The 17,766-nt window shown below is 35.0% G+C and carries 22 protein-coding genes; 20 read left to right on the plus strand and 2 right to left on the minus strand.

The genetic code is table 11. The features are described from left to right. Positions 1-61: 61 nt before the first annotated feature. Together MHB70_RS07260 and MHB70_RS07265 are read right to left on the minus strand one after the other, a co-directional pair. The gene (locus MHB70_RS07260; protein WP_061530136.1) at positions 62-844 is read right to left on the minus strand and encodes a CheR family methyltransferase; all 783 of its coding nucleotides are present in this window, start codon (positions 842-844) and stop codon (positions 62-64) included. Positions 845-883: 39 nt separating this feature from the next. Continuing rightward, positions 884-1,381, minus strand: a complete 498-nt coding sequence (locus MHB70_RS07265; RefSeq protein ID WP_001020087.1) for a hypothetical protein — start codon at positions 1,379-1,381, stop codon at positions 884-886. Positions 1,382-1,524: 143 nt separating this feature from the next. Between MHB70_RS07265 and MHB70_RS07270 the strand changes: the two genes are divergently transcribed. The 20 genes from MHB70_RS07270 to MHB70_RS07365 all read left to right on the plus strand — a co-directional run bounded on the left by MHB70_RS07270 (position 1,525) and on the right by MHB70_RS07365 (position 17,653). Then, positions 1,525-1,989, plus strand: a complete 465-nt coding sequence (locus tag MHB70_RS07270) for a YaaR family protein (RefSeq protein WP_000946323.1) — start codon at positions 1,525-1,527, stop codon at positions 1,987-1,989. Between the two features lie 15 nt (positions 1,990-2,004). Beyond that, positions 2,005-2,457 carry a flagellar export chaperone FlgN gene (gene flgN / locus MHB70_RS07275; protein WP_061530135.1) on the plus strand — a complete coding sequence of 151 codons (453 nt, stop codon included), beginning with the start codon at positions 2,005-2,007 and terminating at the stop codon, positions 2,455-2,457. Between the two features lie 17 nt (positions 2,458-2,474). Next, positions 2,475-3,773, plus strand: coding sequence for a flagellar hook-associated protein FlgK (gene flgK / locus MHB70_RS07280; RefSeq protein ID WP_061530134.1), 1,299 nt, complete (start codon positions 2,475-2,477; stop codon positions 3,771-3,773). A 207-nt stretch (positions 3,774-3,980) separates the two neighbouring features. After that, on the plus strand, positions 3,981-4,844 hold the full coding sequence (locus MHB70_RS07285) for a flagellar hook-associated protein 3 (RefSeq protein ID WP_001266438.1): 864 nt from the start codon (positions 3,981-3,983) through the stop codon (positions 4,842-4,844). Positions 4,845-4,863: 19 nt separating this feature from the next. Next, positions 4,864-6,228 (plus strand): flagellar hook-associated protein 2, encoded by a 1,365-nt coding sequence (locus MHB70_RS07290; protein WP_000929289.1) that lies wholly within the window; start codon positions 4,864-4,866, stop codon positions 6,226-6,228. 22 nt (positions 6,229-6,250) lie between these two features. After that, positions 6,251-6,619: a flagellar export chaperone FliS gene (locus tag MHB70_RS07295; protein WP_001149525.1), complete on the plus strand. Its 369-nt coding sequence runs from the start codon at positions 6,251-6,253 to the stop codon at positions 6,617-6,619. After that, complete coding sequence (locus tag MHB70_RS07300) at positions 6,609-6,881, plus strand: hypothetical protein (protein ID WP_001058081.1); 273 nt, start codon at positions 6,609-6,611, stop codon at positions 6,879-6,881. The genes MHB70_RS07295 and MHB70_RS07300 overlap by 11 nt, the downstream gene beginning before the upstream one ends. 369 nt (positions 6,882-7,250) lie before the next feature. Then, entirely contained in the window at positions 7,251-7,658 is a 408-nt protein-coding gene (flgB, locus tag MHB70_RS07305) for a flagellar basal body rod protein FlgB (protein ID WP_001113112.1), read from the plus strand. A gap of 20 nt (positions 7,659-7,678) precedes the next feature. Then, a complete protein-coding gene (gene flgC, locus MHB70_RS07310) occupies positions 7,679-8,092 on the plus strand; it encodes a flagellar basal body rod protein FlgC (protein ID WP_000484909.1) in 414 nt (137 codons plus the stop codon). A gap of 16 nt (positions 8,093-8,108) precedes the next feature. Then, the gene (gene fliE, locus MHB70_RS07315) at positions 8,109-8,408 is read left to right on the plus strand and encodes a flagellar hook-basal body complex protein FliE (protein WP_000701668.1); all 300 of its coding nucleotides are present in this window, start codon (positions 8,109-8,111) and stop codon (positions 8,406-8,408) included. 22 nt (positions 8,409-8,430) lie between these two features. Beyond that, positions 8,431-10,005 (plus strand): flagellar basal-body MS-ring/collar protein FliF, encoded by a 1,575-nt coding sequence (gene fliF, locus MHB70_RS07320; protein WP_061530133.1) that lies wholly within the window; start codon positions 8,431-8,433, stop codon positions 10,003-10,005. A gap of 13 nt (positions 10,006-10,018) precedes the next feature. Continuing rightward, complete coding sequence (gene fliG, locus MHB70_RS07325) at positions 10,019-11,023, plus strand: flagellar motor switch protein FliG (protein WP_000883355.1); 1,005 nt, start codon at positions 10,019-10,021, stop codon at positions 11,021-11,023. Beyond that, positions 11,010-11,699, plus strand: a complete 690-nt coding sequence (locus tag MHB70_RS07330) for a FliH/SctL family protein (RefSeq protein WP_061530132.1) — start codon at positions 11,010-11,012, stop codon at positions 11,697-11,699. The genes fliG and MHB70_RS07330 overlap by 14 nt, the downstream gene beginning before the upstream one ends. After that, positions 11,696-13,000, plus strand: coding sequence for a flagellar protein export ATPase FliI (gene fliI / locus MHB70_RS07335; protein ID WP_001060539.1), 1,305 nt, complete (start codon positions 11,696-11,698; stop codon positions 12,998-13,000). Before MHB70_RS07330 ends, fliI begins: the two co-directional genes overlap by 4 nt. A 116-nt stretch (positions 13,001-13,116) precedes the next feature. Further along, complete coding sequence (locus tag MHB70_RS07340) at positions 13,117-13,527, plus strand: hypothetical protein (protein ID WP_000360857.1); 411 nt, start codon at positions 13,117-13,119, stop codon at positions 13,525-13,527. 10 nt (positions 13,528-13,537) lie between these two features. Next, the gene (locus tag MHB70_RS07345; protein WP_061530131.1) at positions 13,538-14,647 is read left to right on the plus strand and encodes a flagellar hook-length control protein FliK; all 1,110 of its coding nucleotides are present in this window, start codon (positions 13,538-13,540) and stop codon (positions 14,645-14,647) included. Between the two features lie 3 nt (positions 14,648-14,650). Continuing rightward, positions 14,651-15,229 (plus strand): flagellar hook assembly protein FlgD, encoded by a 579-nt coding sequence (locus MHB70_RS07350; RefSeq protein WP_001143458.1) that lies wholly within the window; start codon positions 14,651-14,653, stop codon positions 15,227-15,229. A 16-nt stretch (positions 15,230-15,245) separates the two neighbouring features. Then, positions 15,246-16,469 carry a flagellar hook protein FlgE gene (locus MHB70_RS07355; protein ID WP_000588328.1) on the plus strand — a complete coding sequence of 408 codons (1,224 nt, stop codon included), beginning with the start codon at positions 15,246-15,248 and terminating at the stop codon, positions 16,467-16,469. A 49-nt stretch (positions 16,470-16,518) separates the two neighbouring features. After that, positions 16,519-16,854: a DUF3964 family protein gene (locus MHB70_RS07360; protein WP_000198190.1), complete on the plus strand. Its 336-nt coding sequence runs from the start codon at positions 16,519-16,521 to the stop codon at positions 16,852-16,854. 313 nt (positions 16,855-17,167) lie between these two features. Then, positions 17,168-17,653, plus strand: coding sequence for a hypothetical protein (locus tag MHB70_RS07365; RefSeq protein WP_000068319.1), 486 nt, complete (start codon positions 17,168-17,170; stop codon positions 17,651-17,653). The last annotated feature ends 113 nt before the right edge of the window (positions 17,654-17,766 follow it).

The following is a 17,766-nucleotide window of genomic DNA, read 5'->3' on the forward strand; positions in this document are numbered from 1 at the left end:
TTGTGACGACCTTTTTAATCCCGTAAAAGCCCGATTGGTATGTGCTGATTAAAGTTTCACTTTATATTTTTTCATAGAAGAATGTATCAAACCGCTGAAGGTTGTAACGTTCGGGTGTTAAAATTTGTTCTGTACTACCAACAAATAGTACACCGCCTTTTCGTAAAGAACGACTAAACTTTTCATAAAGCTTTACTCTTGCTTCTTCTGTAAAGTATATCATTACATTACGACATATAATTAAATCGTAATTTGTATCGAATGACTGCATTAAGAGGTCGTGTTGTTTGAACGAAACGTTTTGCTTAATGTTTTGATGCAATGAATATGTATCATTCTCTTTTGTGAAATGACGCTCTTTCAAATCGATAGGTAATTCTTTTAAAGAACGTTCTGTATATTGACCGCGTTTCGCAGTTTCTAAAATATGAAAATCAAGATCTGTTGCTTGAATTTCATAGCGAAATGGAGAAAGATGTTTCGATAAAATTAAAGAGAGTGTATATGGTTCTTCACCAGCAGCGCAAGCAGCACTCCATACTTTTAATTTCCCGTTATTTTGTTCAAGTAATTTTGGCAGTGCTTTCGTCTCTAACGTTTGCCAACGTTCTTTATTTCTGAAAAACTCTGAAACGTTAATTGTAATATAGTCAATAAAACTTAAAAATAAATTTTGATCAGCACGTAAATGATTTAAGAAATTTGCGTAGTTGTCAAATCCTTTTCTTGAAATGAAAGCATCGATTCTACGGCGCATTCTATCCTGTTTATACGAAGCGATATCCATATTGTATTGTTGTTTAAAACTCGCGATAAAATGATCATAATCTTGTTCAAGTATCATATTTACAATGGGCACAATAACGATATTGTGCCTCCCCCTTTACATCATACGAATTTTTTGTTCAAAGCTTTTTTTCATCTGTTTTTCATGTAAACCCGGTAAATCATAAATAACAGCATCAATACCTGCTTCTTTTGCAACGTCAATGGGAATGACAGATGTATGTTTGTCCCCGTTATAAAAACAGAGAACTAAATCGGTATCTTCAATAATTTGTTTTACAAAAAACATAAAATCTGATCGATAAATGGAGTCGGAAGGATGATCAAAAGCAACATACTCGGCTCCGTGTTTTTTTAAGTAATGAACGACTTCTTGAAATTCATCTGTTAATGCTTGTAACGGTTGTAGCGTGTAAAGGCATAAATTTTGAGCGAGTCTTTCGTTTTCAATGAAAAAACGAAGAACTTCATTTTCGATAGATTTATAACATAATATGTAAATTTTATGTTTGTGAGCATAGTCAGTTAGAAATTTTTTAATTTCATCTTGATCTAATGCTGTTAATTGATTTGAACCACAAAGAAAAATATTCATAGAATTGTGCCACCTCATGCTAAATTGTAACATATCTTTTATAAAAAATAACTGCAAAATATTACTGTTCAGAGTATAATTATAAATAACTGGATTTTACGATTAAGTTTAGGAAGAAATAAAAAAATAAATAGGTGATATATATGCTACGTTCTATCTCGCATAATCCAATTTTATCGCATATACCGCCTGCTACTCAAATGCCGAAAGAAGCAAATGTCAGGACAGGACTTGCATTTTCGGATAATTTGCATGCAGATCCGAAAAAAGATAAATTGCTAGAACAAATGGAAGCGTTTGTCGATAATATTGGAGAAATAAAAGAGAAAATTGAAATGGAATTAACGCTTGATAATGTCATGGAATACAAAAATACAGTGAAATCATTTTTGAATTTTTACGTAGATAATGTATTGCAATATAAAGACGTTATGTCTCGTCATCCGCGTTACGGATATTCACAGAAAATGACGATTGTGAAACAAGCAGAAATGGGATTAAATGAATTAGAAGATGTGATGAACTTAATTAATACAAAAACTGGACATTTAGAAATGTTAAATCAAATTGGAGAAATCCACGGTTTAATTGTAAATTTAGTCTTGTAAAAGGAAGGAAGCTATATGTACATACAATTATATGAGAAGCTCGTTATTATTCAAAAAGCATATGAAAACATTCAAACGCTTGGAGAACAAATATATGAGAATTTAAAACATAAAAATGTAAATGCAGTTCAAAAGTTGCAAGTAGAGCAATTGCAGTACATTGATGGTTTAAAAGGATTATCGAGCGCATTTGAAGAAATGGTTGTTCAGTTTTGTAAAGAAAAGGGCGCTGAGCCATCTCGCGTGAGTGCATTATTTTCGTATTTTTCCCATGAAGAAATTGAAAAAATGGAAAAAATACAAAAAAACTTAGTTGAATTAGAAGAGAATGTAAAAATGATTCTTTTAAAAAATCAATATTACTTAAACGTACTATTAAAAACTACAGAAAGTATTGTGGATTCCGTTTCTGAATATAATTTGGAGCGAAACAATAATTCGCAAATCTTTATGAATGAACTATTGTAAAGGAGAAGTGAAGCTTTATGAGATTATCTGATTATAATACACCGCTATCAGGTATGTTAGCGGCTCAAATGGGGTTACAAACAACGAAACAAAACTTGTCTAACATTCATACACCGGGTTATGTGCGTCAAATGGTGAATTACGGATCTGTTGGAGCAAGCAATGGTCATACGCCAGAACAGAGAATTGGATACGGTGTACAAACGTTAGGTGTCGATCGTATTACTGATGAAGTGAAGACGAAACAGTTTAATGATCAATTATCACAACTCTCTTACTATAATTACATGAATTCAACGTTATCACGAGTAGAGTCTATGGTAGGGACGACAGGAAAAAATTCATTATCTAGTTTAATGGACGGCTTCTTTAATGCTTTTCGTGAAGTGGCAAAAAATCCAGAACAACCAAATTACTACGATACATTAATTTCTGAAACTGGGAAGTTCACAAGCCAAGTAAATCGTCTTGCGAAAAACTTAGATACAGTGGAAGCACAGACGACAGAAGATATTGAAGCACATGTTAATGAATTTAATCGTCTTGCCGCAAGTTTAGCAGAAGCGAATAAAAAAATTGGACAAGCAGGCACACAAGTACCGAATCAACTGCTAGACGAACGTGATCGCATCGTTACAGAGATGTCTAAGTATGCCAATATAGAAGTATCTTATGAATCTATGAATCCTAATATCGCGAGTGTTAGAATGAATGGTGTTTTAACAGTAAATGGACAAGATACATATCCACTTCAATTAAATAAAGAAAAAGACCCAATGTCAGTTGAGATTTACGGTTCAGAAATCTCTGTAACTAGCGGAGCGATAAAATCAGCGATTGATACGAAAGCGAAGATTGTTGAATATAAAAAAAACCTTGAAGGTTTAATGAGCTCAGTGAAAAATCAAGTGAATACAGTGATGGGAAAAGATTTCTTCGTTGGCGATTATGCGAAAGATATGAAGTTAAATCCAGAATTTGCAAAAGATATTTCGAAAATGAAAATATCTGCTGAAACAGCAAATAAACTAGCAGCAATTACAGATGGCGATTATAAAGAAGGCCTTTCTAATAAACAAGCATTAGACCAATTCATAGTAGGTGTAGCTTCTGATAAAAGTGCAGTGAATGCTTATCAAAAAATTCATGGAGACTTATTAGAAGGTATTCAGCAAGAAAAGATGAGCGTCGAAGGTGTGAATATGGAGGAGGAAATGGTAAATTTAATGGCCTTCCAAAAATATTTCGTGGCGAACTCTAAAGCGATTACTACGATGAATGAAGTGTTTGATAGTCTATTTTCGATTATTAGATAATGCGAATTAGAAAAGAAATCTCCTCTTTTTTATGGTTAGAAAGAGGATCTGCGGATGGTAGAGGCGTTCAATGCCTATCATTGGCCTAATCGATGTGAGACTAGAAATATAAAATGGTTGTAGGGTAAGTGAGTTAAGAGGATAGCGATAGGTAGCTGTGGATTCTTCTTAACGCCAATTCAAATATAGATAAAGGAGAAGAGAGAGATGAGAGTATCTACATTTCAAAATGCAAGTTGGGCAAAGAATCAGTTAATGGATTTGAACGTGCAACAGCAATATCACCGAAATCAAGTAACTTCGGGGAAGAAAAACCTTCTAATGAGCGAAGACCCACTTGCAGCGAGTAAATCATTTGCGATTCAACATTCATTGGCAAATATGGAACAAATGCAAAAAGATTTAGCCGATTCGAAAAATGTATTAACACAAACTGAGAATACTTTACAAGGTGTTTTGAAATCTTTAACGAGGGCAGATCAATTAACAGTACAAGCGTTAAATGGAACAAATAGTGAAAAAGAATTGAAAGCCATCGGTGCAGAGATTGATCAACTTTTAAAACAAGTTGTATATTTAGCGAATACGAAGGAGCAAGGTCGTTATATTTTCGGTGGAGATAGTGCGGAGAAGCAACCATTTACAGAAGATGGTACATACCAAGGTGGAAAAAATGATGTGAATTGGCAACTAAATGACGGTTATGAATTAAAAGCGTTTCGTAACGGAGAAGCATTATTATCTCCCGTTATAAAAACGTTGAAACAGATGAGCGAAGCGATGCAAAAAGGTGACCAAAAAGCGTTACAACCGTTATTAGGAGAAAACAAGAAAAACTTAGATGGCATCATTAACCGTACAACTGAAGTTGGTTCAACAATGAACACAATGGAAACATTTAAAACAATTTTAAGTGAACAAAATTTAGCGCTTCAAGAAAATCGTAAAGAAATTGAGGATGTCGATTTAGCGGTAGCAATTTCTGACTTAGCGTATATAAATGCGACGTATGAAGCGACGCTTAAAGCAGTTAGTACGATGAGTAAAACGAGTATTTTAGACTACATGTAATCTATAAGGAGTGAGAAAAATGGCAGGAACAACGATGACAGGTATTGGTGGTAGACAACAAATTTGGAACCTCGGAAATAATATAATCGATACTTCTAACTTAGTAGAGTTAGAAATGCAAGCGTTAGATATGAGAAAAACACCATATACTACCGAGAAGCAAAAACTTACGCAAGATAAACAAGTATATGCAAGTTTAAAGACACAATTTACTCCTTTTACTCAAGTGTTTAAAGATTTAGCAGCTTTTAAAGGGAATGAGAAAAAAGTCACAACGACACAAGACGGCTACATTAATGTGAAAGCTGATGGTGGAGCGATTGCAGGAACTTTTAATATGACGATTACACAGCTTGCACAGCGTCATCAAATAGCGTCTAATAAGATTGCTGATATAAATGCGAAGCTTCCTAAAGATGAAACATTACAACTAGGTGGGAAAACACTCAAAGTAACAACTGATATGACATATAAAGATTTAATTAATAAAATTAATGACGGAGATTATGGTATATCGGCTTATACACTTGGAGATAAAATCTTTATGTCCTCGAAAAAAGAAGGAACAGATGGGAAAATTGATTTTTCAGGGAATACATCTACACTGTTTCAAGATATGGGTTTAGCTAAGGCGGATGGGACAGCAGTCAATACAATTAATGAGGCACAAAATGCTAAATATAGTATTAATGGTATTGAAGCTGAAAGTTTTACTAATACAATTGAAGCTCTTCCGGGCGTGAAAATTGAATTGCTAAAAGTAACTGAGCCGAAAGTAGAAGGAACAACAGATCCAAAAGTAAAAGGTGTAGAATTAAAATTTACAGTAAGTGATTCCAATGTAACAGACACAGCTAATATTATTAAAAAGATGGTAGCAGAGTATAATAAAGCAGTTTCTACAGTCGATCTTTTTGCTGGGAAAGATGGAGTTTTCCAAGGGCAGGTAATTATGCAAAGCGTACGTCAAGCGATGAACAATGTTGCAACATTTTCTCAAGATGGTAATTATTTATTCACATTTGGTATTCAATTAAAACAAGACGGAACGATGGAAGTTAATGATGAAAAATTAACACAAGCATTAAAAGAAAAACCCGATGCAGCGAAGCAATTTTTCTTTAGTTCTAACGGTTTAGGAAAAATGATGGAAGAGCCACTTGATAAAATATTTGGTGATAAAGGTGTAGTCGGTGAGAGAGTAAAAACTATTGATTCGCGTGTAAGTGATTTAGATAAAAAGATTAAAGATATTGAGACGCAAAACTTGCAAAAACAAGATGAAATTGTAAAGAAGTATCAAAAATTAGAAAGTACATTAGCGGCGCTTGATAGCCAGCTCAAAACAATTAAAGCAATGACAAAACAAAAAAGTGATGATTAATGAAAGTTGAGGAAGTGATCGTATGCAAGCATGGCAACGTTATATGCAAAATGATATTATGACGAGTAATCCGATTAAAAATACAATTTTTATTTATGAAAGATGTATTGTAGAGTTTCGTAATTTAGAAGAGCTTTTAAACACTTTTAAACTACAAGAAGGAGATGCGCTTCTTGAAAAGTTAGAACGTATTTTTGAAGAATTGAAGCTTCAATTGAACCCTGAAATTACGAAAGATTTATATGATAGTCTTTATGGTTTATACGATTGGATTAGCATTCAAATACAAACGATGAAAGTAACGCGTGAAGCAAAAGACATGGATGCGATTGTGAAAGTGTTACAAGATTTAATAGACGGTTACCGCGGAGCACTTGAAAATGAACAATGATATTTATCGGACGTTTGTCGGCTGTTTTAATGAAATCGGTGAATTGCAAGTGTCAGATGGAGAGTTTGCTGAGAAGAGTGAGATGTTAAATCGCTGGATGATGACATTGGATGAAGAAACGCGTGCGCAAGTTGCAGCAGAAGTAAGTCCATTCATTATTAAGGCAGCGCAGCATATTCGAGATAAGCAAAAGATTTTGGAAGAAATGATTATGACAAATGATGGACGAATGAAAGCTAATTCATTTTACGGTAAATATTAATAATACAGTTTACAAATGGATTTCCCCTTTTTAAAGGGGATCCATTCCGTTGTTTAAGTAAATAGTTCCGCTGATTGAGGTTTCATTTTATGACTGTAATGAGAAAATAGTAGTAATCTAAATAATATAAAAATGAACTTTAATGTGTAGTGCATATATGAAAATAGTTCACGGATCACTGTTTGTATACAGTTTTTTGTATTCTTTTTTATATTTTTGTATTTTTCTAAAGACAACAATGGAAAAATGGAATAAAATATGTAAGGGTACATAATAGTTAATATTTTAATAAATACATATAATAAAATAAATAATGAAGTGAAACTTCCATCAGTGGATCATTAAGGTAGAAAAGGAAGGGTGTGGAATATGCCAGATTTAGTGAGTGATGTAAGCCATTATATGAACTATTTAGTAACGAAACGAAATACTGTTTCTAGTAATATTGCAAATGCGAATACACCTGGCTATAAAGCACAAGATGTAACATTTGCTGAGCAGATGAGTAAGAGCAGTGCGTTATATAAGAACAATGCGGCTGATTTAAAGAGCAATCCAGATTTATATCAAACGAATGAAATGCACTTACCGACAGTAAATATGAAAAATACGTATGCAAAGATTCAAACGAAATCAATGCAAAAGAATCAAGATGGAAATAGTGTGGATGTAACGACAGAAATGCTAGATTTAATGAAAGCAAATCAGTTATACGGTATTTCAATTAATGCAATTAATACACAATACGCAATTAACCAAGCGGCACGTGGACGTTAAAGGTAGAAGGAGAGACAACGATGTTTCAGGCAATGAATGCAAGTGGCTCAGGACTAACGACAGCGAGAAAGTGGATGGAAGTTACTTCAAACAATATTGTAAATGCGAATACGACAGCCGCTCCGGGGGCAGATTTATATGAGCGTCGTAGTGTGGTGCTAGAATCAAATAATAGTTTTGCAAGTATGTTAGACGGGGCTCCTACTAACGGAGTGAAAATAAAAAGTATTGAAGCAGACAAAACGGAAAACTTAGTGTATGATCCGACGCATCCGCATGCAAATGAAGAAGGATATGTACGTTATCCAAATATTGATGTAACTGCTGAAATGACGAATGTTATGGTTGCTCAAAAAATGTATGAAGCAAATACAAGTGTATTAAATGCGAACAAAAAAATGCTCGATAAAGATTTAGAAATTGGACGAGGATAAGGGGGAAGATAGGGATATGAAAATTCAACCAATGTTACATACACAGCCATTTGGAGCAATTCAGTCAATTGGTGCACCGAAAACTTCGGAAACTTCTGTAGCTCCGGGAAAAAAGTTTATTGATTTATTGGAAGATATGAATCAAACGCAAAATAATGCGCAAACAGCAGTATATGATTTATTAACAAAAGGGGTAGGAGAAACACATGACGTTTTAATTCAGCAAAAAAAAGCTGAATCTCAAATGAAAACGGCTGCTCTCGTACGTGATAATCTTATTGAAAATTATAAGTCACTAATTAATATGCAAATTTAGGAAAGTGGACGGGTGTGTTTAAATGGAAAAGATAAAAAATGTTATCCAATCGTTAAAAACGTGGCATAAGTTAGTAATCGGTGCTGCGCTTTTAGCGGTTGTAACAGGAGCACTTTTATACTTCACCTTGCCAGATAAATATGTTGTTGTATATCAAAATTTAAATGATGCAGATAAGCAAGAGATTACAGCAGAATTATCGAAGTTAGGTGTCGATTACCAATTAGCGGCCGATGGTTCAATTCGTGTGCAAAAGAATGATGCTCCATGGGTTCGAAAAGAAATGAATGGAATGGGCTTACCGTTTAATTCTAAGAGCGGCGAGGAAATATTATTAGAAAGCTCGCTCGGGTCAAGTGAGCAAGATAAAAAAATGAAGCAAATTGTCGGTACGAAAAAACAATTGGAGCAAGATATTGTACGAAATTTTGCGACGGTTGAAACGGCAAATGTTCAAATTACATTACCTGAAAAAGAAACAATTTTTGATGAAGAAAAAGCAAAGGGAACAGCGGCGATTACTGTTGGTGTGAAGCGTGGACAATTATTAACAGCTGATCAAGTTGCTGGTATACAGCAAATGATTAGTGCGGCAGTTCCTGGCGTGAAAGCAGAAGAAGTAAGTGTTATTGATAGTAAAAAAGGTATCATCTCAAAAGGAGCAGATGAAGCGCATTCTAACAGTTCCTCTTCTTATGAAAAAGAAGTAGAGATGCAGCATCAAATTGAAGGTAAGTTAAAGCAAGATATTGACGCAACGTTAATGACGATGTTTAAGTCAAATGAATATAAAGTGAATACGAAAGTGTCTGTAAACTACGATGAGGTTACACGTCAGTCAGAAAAATATGGCGATAAAGGTGTACTTCGTAGTAAACAAGAGCAAGAGGAAAGCTCTACTGCACAAGAAGGAGCAGATACGAAGCAAGGTGCTGGTATTACAGCGAACGGTGACGTGCCAAACTACGGTACGAACAATAATCAAAACGGTAAAGTTGTATATGATAATAAAAATGGTAATAAAATTGAAAACTATGAAATAGATAAAACAGTTGAAACAATTAAGAAACATCCAGAATTAACGAAAACAAATGTTGTTGTATGGGTAGATAATGATACGTTAGTAAAACGAAAAATTGATATGACTACTTTCAAAGAAGCGATTGGCACAGCAGCTGGGCTTCAAGTCGATCCGAATGGAAACTTTACAAACGGTCAAGTTAACGTTGTAACTGTTCAGTTCGACCAGCCGAAAGTTGAAAAAGAGAAAGAGCCAGAAAAAGGTGGTATGAACTGGTGGTTATTCGGTGGAATTACAGCTGGCTTGTTAGCACTAATTGGTCTAGTATGGTTCTTCTTAGCAAGACGTAAGAAAAAGAGAGAAGAAGAGGAATATGAAGAATACTTAGCCGAAGAGGAAATTGCCGCAAGTAATGAAAGTATTCTGGAAATTCCTGAAGAAAAAATAGTGCCAGAGCCAACACCGGAACCAGAAGGACCGAAAGAACCAACGTTAGATGATCAAGTGCAGGAAGCTACGAAAGAACATGTAGAAGGTACTGCAAAAGTAATTAAAAAATGGTTAAACGGACAGTAAGGGAGGAACAACGATGTTAGATGAAATCTCCTCCAAAGAAAAAGCTGCCATCCTCATTCGTACATTAGACGAAGGGGTGGCAGCAAAAGTCATTGAATATATGACAGCTGAGGAAAAAGAAGTATTACTTCGTGAAATTGCGAAGTTTCGTGTATATAAACCAGAAACGTTAGAAAATGTGCTAGGGGAGTTCTTATATGAATTAAATGTAAAAGAATTAAACTTAGTCACTCCAGATAAAGAGTACATTCGTCGCATATTTAAAAACATGCCCGAAGACGAGCTGGAAAAATTATTGGAAGATCTTTGGTATAACAAAGATAATCCGTTTGAGTTCTTAAATTCACTTACAGATTTAGAACCACTTCTTACAGTGCTCAATGATGAATCACCACAGACGATTGCGATAATTGCTTCTTACATTAAACCGCAACTTGCTTCTCAATTAATTGAGAGATTGCCAGATCATAAACGAGTAGAGACGGTAATGGGTATTGCAAAACTAGAACAAGTTGATGGTGAATTAATTAATCAAATTGGTGAGTTGTTAAAAGCGAAATTAAATAATATGGCATTTAGTGCAATTAATAAAACAGATGGCTTGAAAACGATCGTGAACATTTTAAATAATGTTTCACGAGGTGTTGAAAAAACAGTCTTTCAAAAGCTGGATGAAGTCGATTATGAGTTATCTGAGAAAATTAAAGAAAATATGTTTGTCTTTGAAGATTTACTTGGTCTTGAAGATCTTGCGCTTCGCCGTGTATTGGAAGAAATTTCAGATAACGGTGTTCTTGCGAAAGCACTTAAAATTGCAAAAGAAGAAATTAAAGAGAAATTATTTACATGTATGTCTTCAAACCGTAAAGAGATGATTCTAGAAGAATTAGATGGCTTAGGACCGCTTAAGATGACGGATGCTGAAAAAGCGCAGCAAACGATTACAGGTACAGTTAAAAAGCTAGAAAAAGAAGGAAGAATTATCGTTCAAAGAGGTGAAGGGGATGTCCTTATTTAAAAACAGAATTCCGAAGAATTCTGTTTCTTTTTCTGAAGAAACGTATGAATTACAATTTCCAAAACCAGCTTCAGTCCAAATAGAAGAGGAAGAATTACAAGCTGATCATGCAGAGCTTCGCGCCCAGCAAGAATCATTACATATGGAAATGAATCAGTTAAGACAAGGGCAGCAAATGCTAGAACGAGAGCGTCAGCAGCTAGTACAAGATAAAGAACAATTTCAAATGCATATTCATGAACAAATGGAACAGATGGAAGCAGCACGTATGCAGTTTCAAAAAGAACAACAGGAAACAGCATACGAATGGACAGAGTTATTGTGGGATCAATCTTTTCATCTAGCAGAAAAAATCGTAAACCAAGCGGTAGATTCGCGATTACTTGATGTGTTACCAATTTTAACTGGCATCGTTCAAACGTTGCCTACTTCATTTGAAAAATTAATAATAACAGTACATCCAGAAACGTTTGAACGTATTCAAGAAGAGAAGGAAAATACGAAAGAGTATTGGTTACTACAATTAGTAGAATGGAAATATGATTTCTCCCTGCAGTTCGGTGAATTTGTTTTGGAGGAAGAGAAAGAGTTTTTTGAATTTAAATTTGCACCTATATTTGCGAAACTTCGTCATAAATGGGAAGAAGAGAAGTTGTTTGAGGAGCAAAATGTATGAACAACAAGCTCATAAATGAACAAAATAAGTGGAATACGTTTATCGACACACCGTTTTATACGAAAATTGGTAAAGTTCATAGTGTACAAGAACAGTTCTTCGTAGCGAAAGGACCGAAAGCGAAAATTGGAGATGTTTGTTTCGTTGGAGAACATAATGTTTTATGTGAAGTAATTGCGATTGAAAAAGAGAATAATATGTTACTCCCATTTGGACAGACAGAAAAAGTATGTTACGGGGATTCAGTTACATTAATTGCAGAAGATGTTGTCGTACCTCGTGGTGATCATTTACTTGGAAAAGTGTTAAGTGCGAATGGTGAAGTGTTAAATGAGGACGCTGAAAACATTCCACTACAGAAAATAAAATTAGACGCCCCCCCTATTCATGCATTTGAGCGTGAAGAGATTACTGATGTATTTGAAACGGGAATAAAATCAATTGATTCTATGTTAACAATTGGTATCGGTCAAAAGATTGGTATTTTCGCTGGATCAGGTGTTGGTAAATCTACTTTACTTGGAATGATTGCGAAAAATGCAAAAGCTGATATTAACGTTATTAGTTTAGTAGGAGAACGTGGCCGAGAAGTAAAAGACTTTATTCGAAAAGAATTAGGCGAGGAAGGTATGAGGAAAAGCGTTGTTGTTGTAGCGACGTCAGATGAAAGCCATCTGATGCAACTTCGCGCGGCAAAGCTTGCAACATCTATTGCTGAATACTTCCGTGATCAAGGCAACAACGTACTACTTATGATGGATTCTGTCACTCGTTTTGCTGATGCGCGTAGAAGTGTTGATATTGCAGTGAAAGAGTTACCGATTGGTGGTAAAACACTGTTAATGGAAAGTTATATGAAGAAGCTGTTAGAGCGATCTGGTAAAACAAAAAAAGGATCTATAACAGGGATTTATACCGTACTCGTTGATGGAGACGATTTAAACGGTCCTGTACCAGATTTAGCACGTGGTATTTTAGATGGGCATATTGTATTAAAGCGTGAGCTTGCTACGCTTAGTCATTATCCTGCCATTTCAGTGTTAGATTCAGTAAGTAGGATTATGGAAGAAATTGTGTCGCCTAACCATTGGCAACTTGCAAATGAAATGAGAAAAATCTTATCTATTTATAAAGAAAATGAATTGTACTTTAAATTAGGGACGATTCAAGAAAATGAAGAAAATGCTTATATTTTTGAATGTAAAAATAAAGTAGAAGATATAAATACGTTTTTAAAGCAAGGTCGATCGGATAGTTTCCAATTTGATGATATCGTTCAAGCGATACACCATATAGTATAAGGCCTCTACTAAAGGGGTCTTATTTTTTTGTTTTTTAATATTTCACAGATTTTTTTGGAAAAAAACTATATAATAGAAAAAGAGAGCGTTATAATAGGAAGGGGCTATGAAAATAGGTGGATAAACAGCAGTACGACACGATAAAATTGCAAATAAATCAAGAAAAAGAACATATTTTAAAAGAAGTGTACGAACTAACAGCTGAAAAAAGAAAAATAGAACAAAAAAAAGAATATGATTTATACGTTGTGAAATCACGTAGCAAAGTCGTACAAACTGGTCAACGTATTATGGCTGGCATGCTTTCTTCACATACGTTTTCACCTGAAAGAATAGAAGAATGGAATCGAAAAATTAAAAAAACAGAAGGTTTTATTCAAAAAAATGAAAGCCTTTTAGAACAAGTAAAAGAAAAAGAACGTGTCATTGATGAAATGTATCAAGAAGATTGTAAGAAGCTTGCAAAAGTGCAAGAAAAGCTAGAAGAAAAAATGCTTCTTGATTTAAAAATGTGTATGAATGGATGAGGTGAATGTAGTGATACAGTCTGTATTACCGGTGCAACAAAGTTTACCTCCGCAAAAAGAAAAAGGGCTAGAAATACAATCGAAAAATGAAAATCCTTCATTTGATCGTACGTTGAGAATGGAAAATAAACAGCAGCCGAAAACGGAGAAAACGAAACGAGAAGAAGCACCAAAAGAAGAGAAAAAAGAATATAATCTTTCTAAACCATCGGTAACGAAAGAAGAACCAAGTGTAAAGAAAGAAGAAAAAAAAGAGACAGAACAGTTGTTATTAGCTGTATCTGAGCAAATGGTTGCAATTGAGCAATTACGTGTGCAACCAGAATTGTTATATCAATACATACAAAAAATACAAGAGCTGTATAAAGAATATGGAAATATAAAACTTAACGAATTACCCGCAGGTGAATTACAACAATTACAAGAGCTCCTTTCAAATATGAATATTAAAAATGCTATATGTTTAGAAGATACAATGCAAATGGTGTTAGACAAAGTGAAGATGCCAGAGCAAATGATGCAGGCTTTGAAAGTTGTAGAGACAGAAACTTGTAATATTGCAAAAAAACAAGAAGAGTCTAAAGATGTAGATCTTCTGAAATCAGAGAGCGATGATGTGAAGGTAGAGTTGCCAGAAGTCGATTCGTTAAGTGATTCGAGTTCCACGGGTGCGGAGTTATTAAATAAAGCGACGAGTACTGATCAAATCGGAAAATCAAATAGTGGCGCTGAGAAGGTTACATTACCTGACTTAGGAAAGAAAATGGAAGCGCAAGTAGAAGCATTGCAAAAATTTGTAGTGAAACAAGAACGTGTTTTATTCCAGCTAAATCCAGAAAAATTTGGAACGTTAACTGTATTTATGAAAAAGCATGGCGACCAAATTGATGTGCATGTAGAAATGGAAAAACACGATGCAAAAAAACGTGTTGAAATCATTTTTGATGAATTGAGGCTAAAGCTAAAAGAAAAAGAAATTAATATTCAAATTAGCTATTCGGATAAAGATGAAAACCGTAAAGAACAGCGAGAACAAGAACAAAGACAAAAGCAGAAATTAGCAAGTACGCAACATGAGAAACAACAATCAAAAGAATTTGCGGGATTATTGGAGGAATAAAGCGTGCCAACAGTTGGGTTAAATACAACGAGTACAAATCATATTCCGTTACAAGCAGGAGCGCAAGCAAAAAACGCATCTGTGAATGGTGTACAATCGCCAGTTCAACAAACAAACGGAGTTTCAGCAGGAGCACAAAAGACTCCTGGGGTAATGGGGAAAGATGACTTCCTAAAATTGTTTTTATCAAGTTTCCAACATCAAGATCCATTTAATGCAATGGATATGAATCAAATGATGAACCAGACAGCGCAGTTATCTCTTATGGAGCAAGTGCAAAATATGACAAAAGCAGTTGACTCTTTAAGAACGACGATGTATTCGACAGCGCTTGATGGCGGTATGAAGTTTTTAGGGAAGTACGTAAGAGGTGTTGACGGCGACGGAAACAAAGTAACTGGTCAAGTAGAGACGGTTCGCCTTGCAGAGAATAATGATGTACAGCTCATTATTAATAATAAAGTCGTATCTCTTCGTTTCGTTGAGAGAGTGTCTGATAAACCGATTGGAGAAACGAATCCAGAGGATGTCAAGAAAGAAGAGCAAAAAACAACTGAAGAAGTAAAAACTACAAATTCATGAGGAGTGTCCATACGTTATGATTAAAGCGTTATATACAAGTATTACAGGAATGAATGCAACACAAAATGCATTAAGTGTAACTTCAAATAATATTGCTAATGCACAAACCGTTGGTTATAAAAAACAAAAAGCAATGTTTGATGATTTACTATATAACAATTCAATTGGTGCAAAAAGTGACGGTAAATACGCAGGAACGAATCCGAAAAGTATCGGTAACGGTGTGAAAATGAGTGGTACGGTTACGGATTATAGTGATGGTACAATTACGTTAACAGGTGGTAAAACACAAGCAGCAATGGAAGGTAATGGTTTCTTCGTTGTAGGTGATTCAAAAGGCGGAAATATGGAATTTACTCGTAAAGGTACGTTTGGGATATCTTCAGATTACTATATTACGAATACTGAAGGTCAATACGTATTTGCATACCCTGCAAATGAAGCAACTGGTGAAGTTGATTTATCTGGAATCCCAGGACCATTGCAAATTCCAATGGGAACAGCAATTGGTGGTATTCGAACATCGAAAGGGACAATTAAAGGGAATATTCCAACTGGTGAAAAACAAATTACACAAGATTTACCTGTATATGATAATGCGGGGAATACATGGACAATGCGTGTAGAGTTTAAACAAACGAGCGAACATAATTATACATATAAAGTACAGATGCGTAATGACTCGAAAAAAGAAACAGAGTTTAAGGATGTTCAAGGTGCAGGTGGTAATATGACATTTGATGCTGTTGGAAATCCTAATCCGAAAGAGCAAAGAGCCAATATTCCATTTGATGGCGGCTCTATAAATTTAGACTTAAGTCATTTAACAAACCATCCAACAGATAAAACATTATCAGTAACAGACGTAGATGGTAGAGCAGCAGCGACGGTTAAAGATTGCTTCATTGCTGACGGTGGATATGTAATGGTAAAATATTCTGATGGAAGTATGAAATCTGCTGGCCAATTAGCTGTTGCGATGTTCCCGAACGAAGGCGGTCTAATGAAAACAGGTAATGGTAACTATACAGCGACGAATACAACAGGTATTTTAGCACTTGGAGCATCTGGTCAAAACGGTGCAGGTAAAGTACGTGGTGGCGCACAAGAAGGGGCCAATGTAGATTTATCTGTTGAGTTCGTTGACTTAATGCTGTATCAACGTGGATTCCAAGGAAATGCGAAAGTAATTAAAGTATCAGATGAAGTATTAAATGAAGTTGTAAACTTAATTCGATAATATATTATAAAGAAAACTTGTAATGTAGTAGAAAGGGTTTTTTATTCGTATGACAAGACAAGAGCGAGTTTTACAATTGCCTTTTTTCGAAAATAAACGTGAACTTGCCGAGCAAGTGCTAAAAATGGAACGAGAAGAGCATGTATATTTACCGGATCAATTTGAAATTAAGCAAGTGCCTCAGTATTCATTTGGTGAAAAGGAAGCCATCATTGGCCGTATTCATGAGTTTTATTTCGTAAGTGTTGGTAGTGATGGAGTTTGGAAGTATCAACTGTTTAAGGACGAGATGAAGTGCCGTGAGTTTTTTGTTACGTTATCAGGGATAACGGATCAGCAAATTGCGTTTTGGTTCAATAATATCGAGTTGTTGAAAAACTCTTAAAAGCACTTAAAAGCTCTTTTTTAGGGTTGGATAGTGGATCCAGCAATGTTTTGGAGCGGTTAGTACCTAATAGAGTCTCGACAGGTGTGTAAGGACAGGGATATGGAGAGTTACTAATGTAGTTTAAGCTGTGGTAAGCGAAGTGTAGTTATAGTATGGGTGATATCTTTGGTCCTGAGGGGCTTGGAGATGTAAAAATAGAGCTATGGAAGGGTACTGGTATGGTTGGGGATGAGATAATCGTTTCGTAGCAGGAGAGTGCCTTTTGGATAGTTTGTGCTGATACATTTTTATAAAAGGAGAGGTGAGGAGGATGGCGCAGAATAAGTATCGCGTGACATTCATTTCGCCGAGTGAGGTTGAGCAGCGGACTGTAATGGCGGCGAGTAGTTTGCCAGATCTAATTCGTAAAGTAGAGAGTATTATCGCAGATCCGAACGGTTATTTTGTGAATGATAAAAAAAATAATTGCTATTTTAAAGTGATTAAAGAAAATGTTACGTTTATTCAATACGAGCTACTATTTTCGGATAAGGAAATTCATATTGAAAAATTAAAACATATAGCGCCGGCTATATTAAAACAATTATTTAAAAAAATAAACGATCCAGAACTATATGCACTCGCGTTACTTGATGTTGATATAGCGACGAAACAATATGTACTCGAAGAAATGAATCAAGAGTTAAGAATGAGAGTAGAAACGGAACTTTCAAAAAAATGGGAAGCAATGCCGACAGAAATTGTAGGGGCACAAGAAGTGTTATTAGAGGCACTTGCTTCATTTATACAAGATTAAGCGTAAATAAATTGTTCGACTATCTATATTTTTCATATAGGTAGTTGACTTTTTCTCTTTTATAAAGCTTAATAATTAAATATACGGAATTAATGGAAGGGGAGCGACACCTT

This window comes from Bacillus sp. FSL M7-1020 (genome assembly GCF_038050415.1).
In the GTDB taxonomy this organism is placed as follows: Bacteria; Bacillota; Bacilli; order Bacillales; family Bacillaceae_G; genus Bacillus_A; species Bacillus_A toyonensis.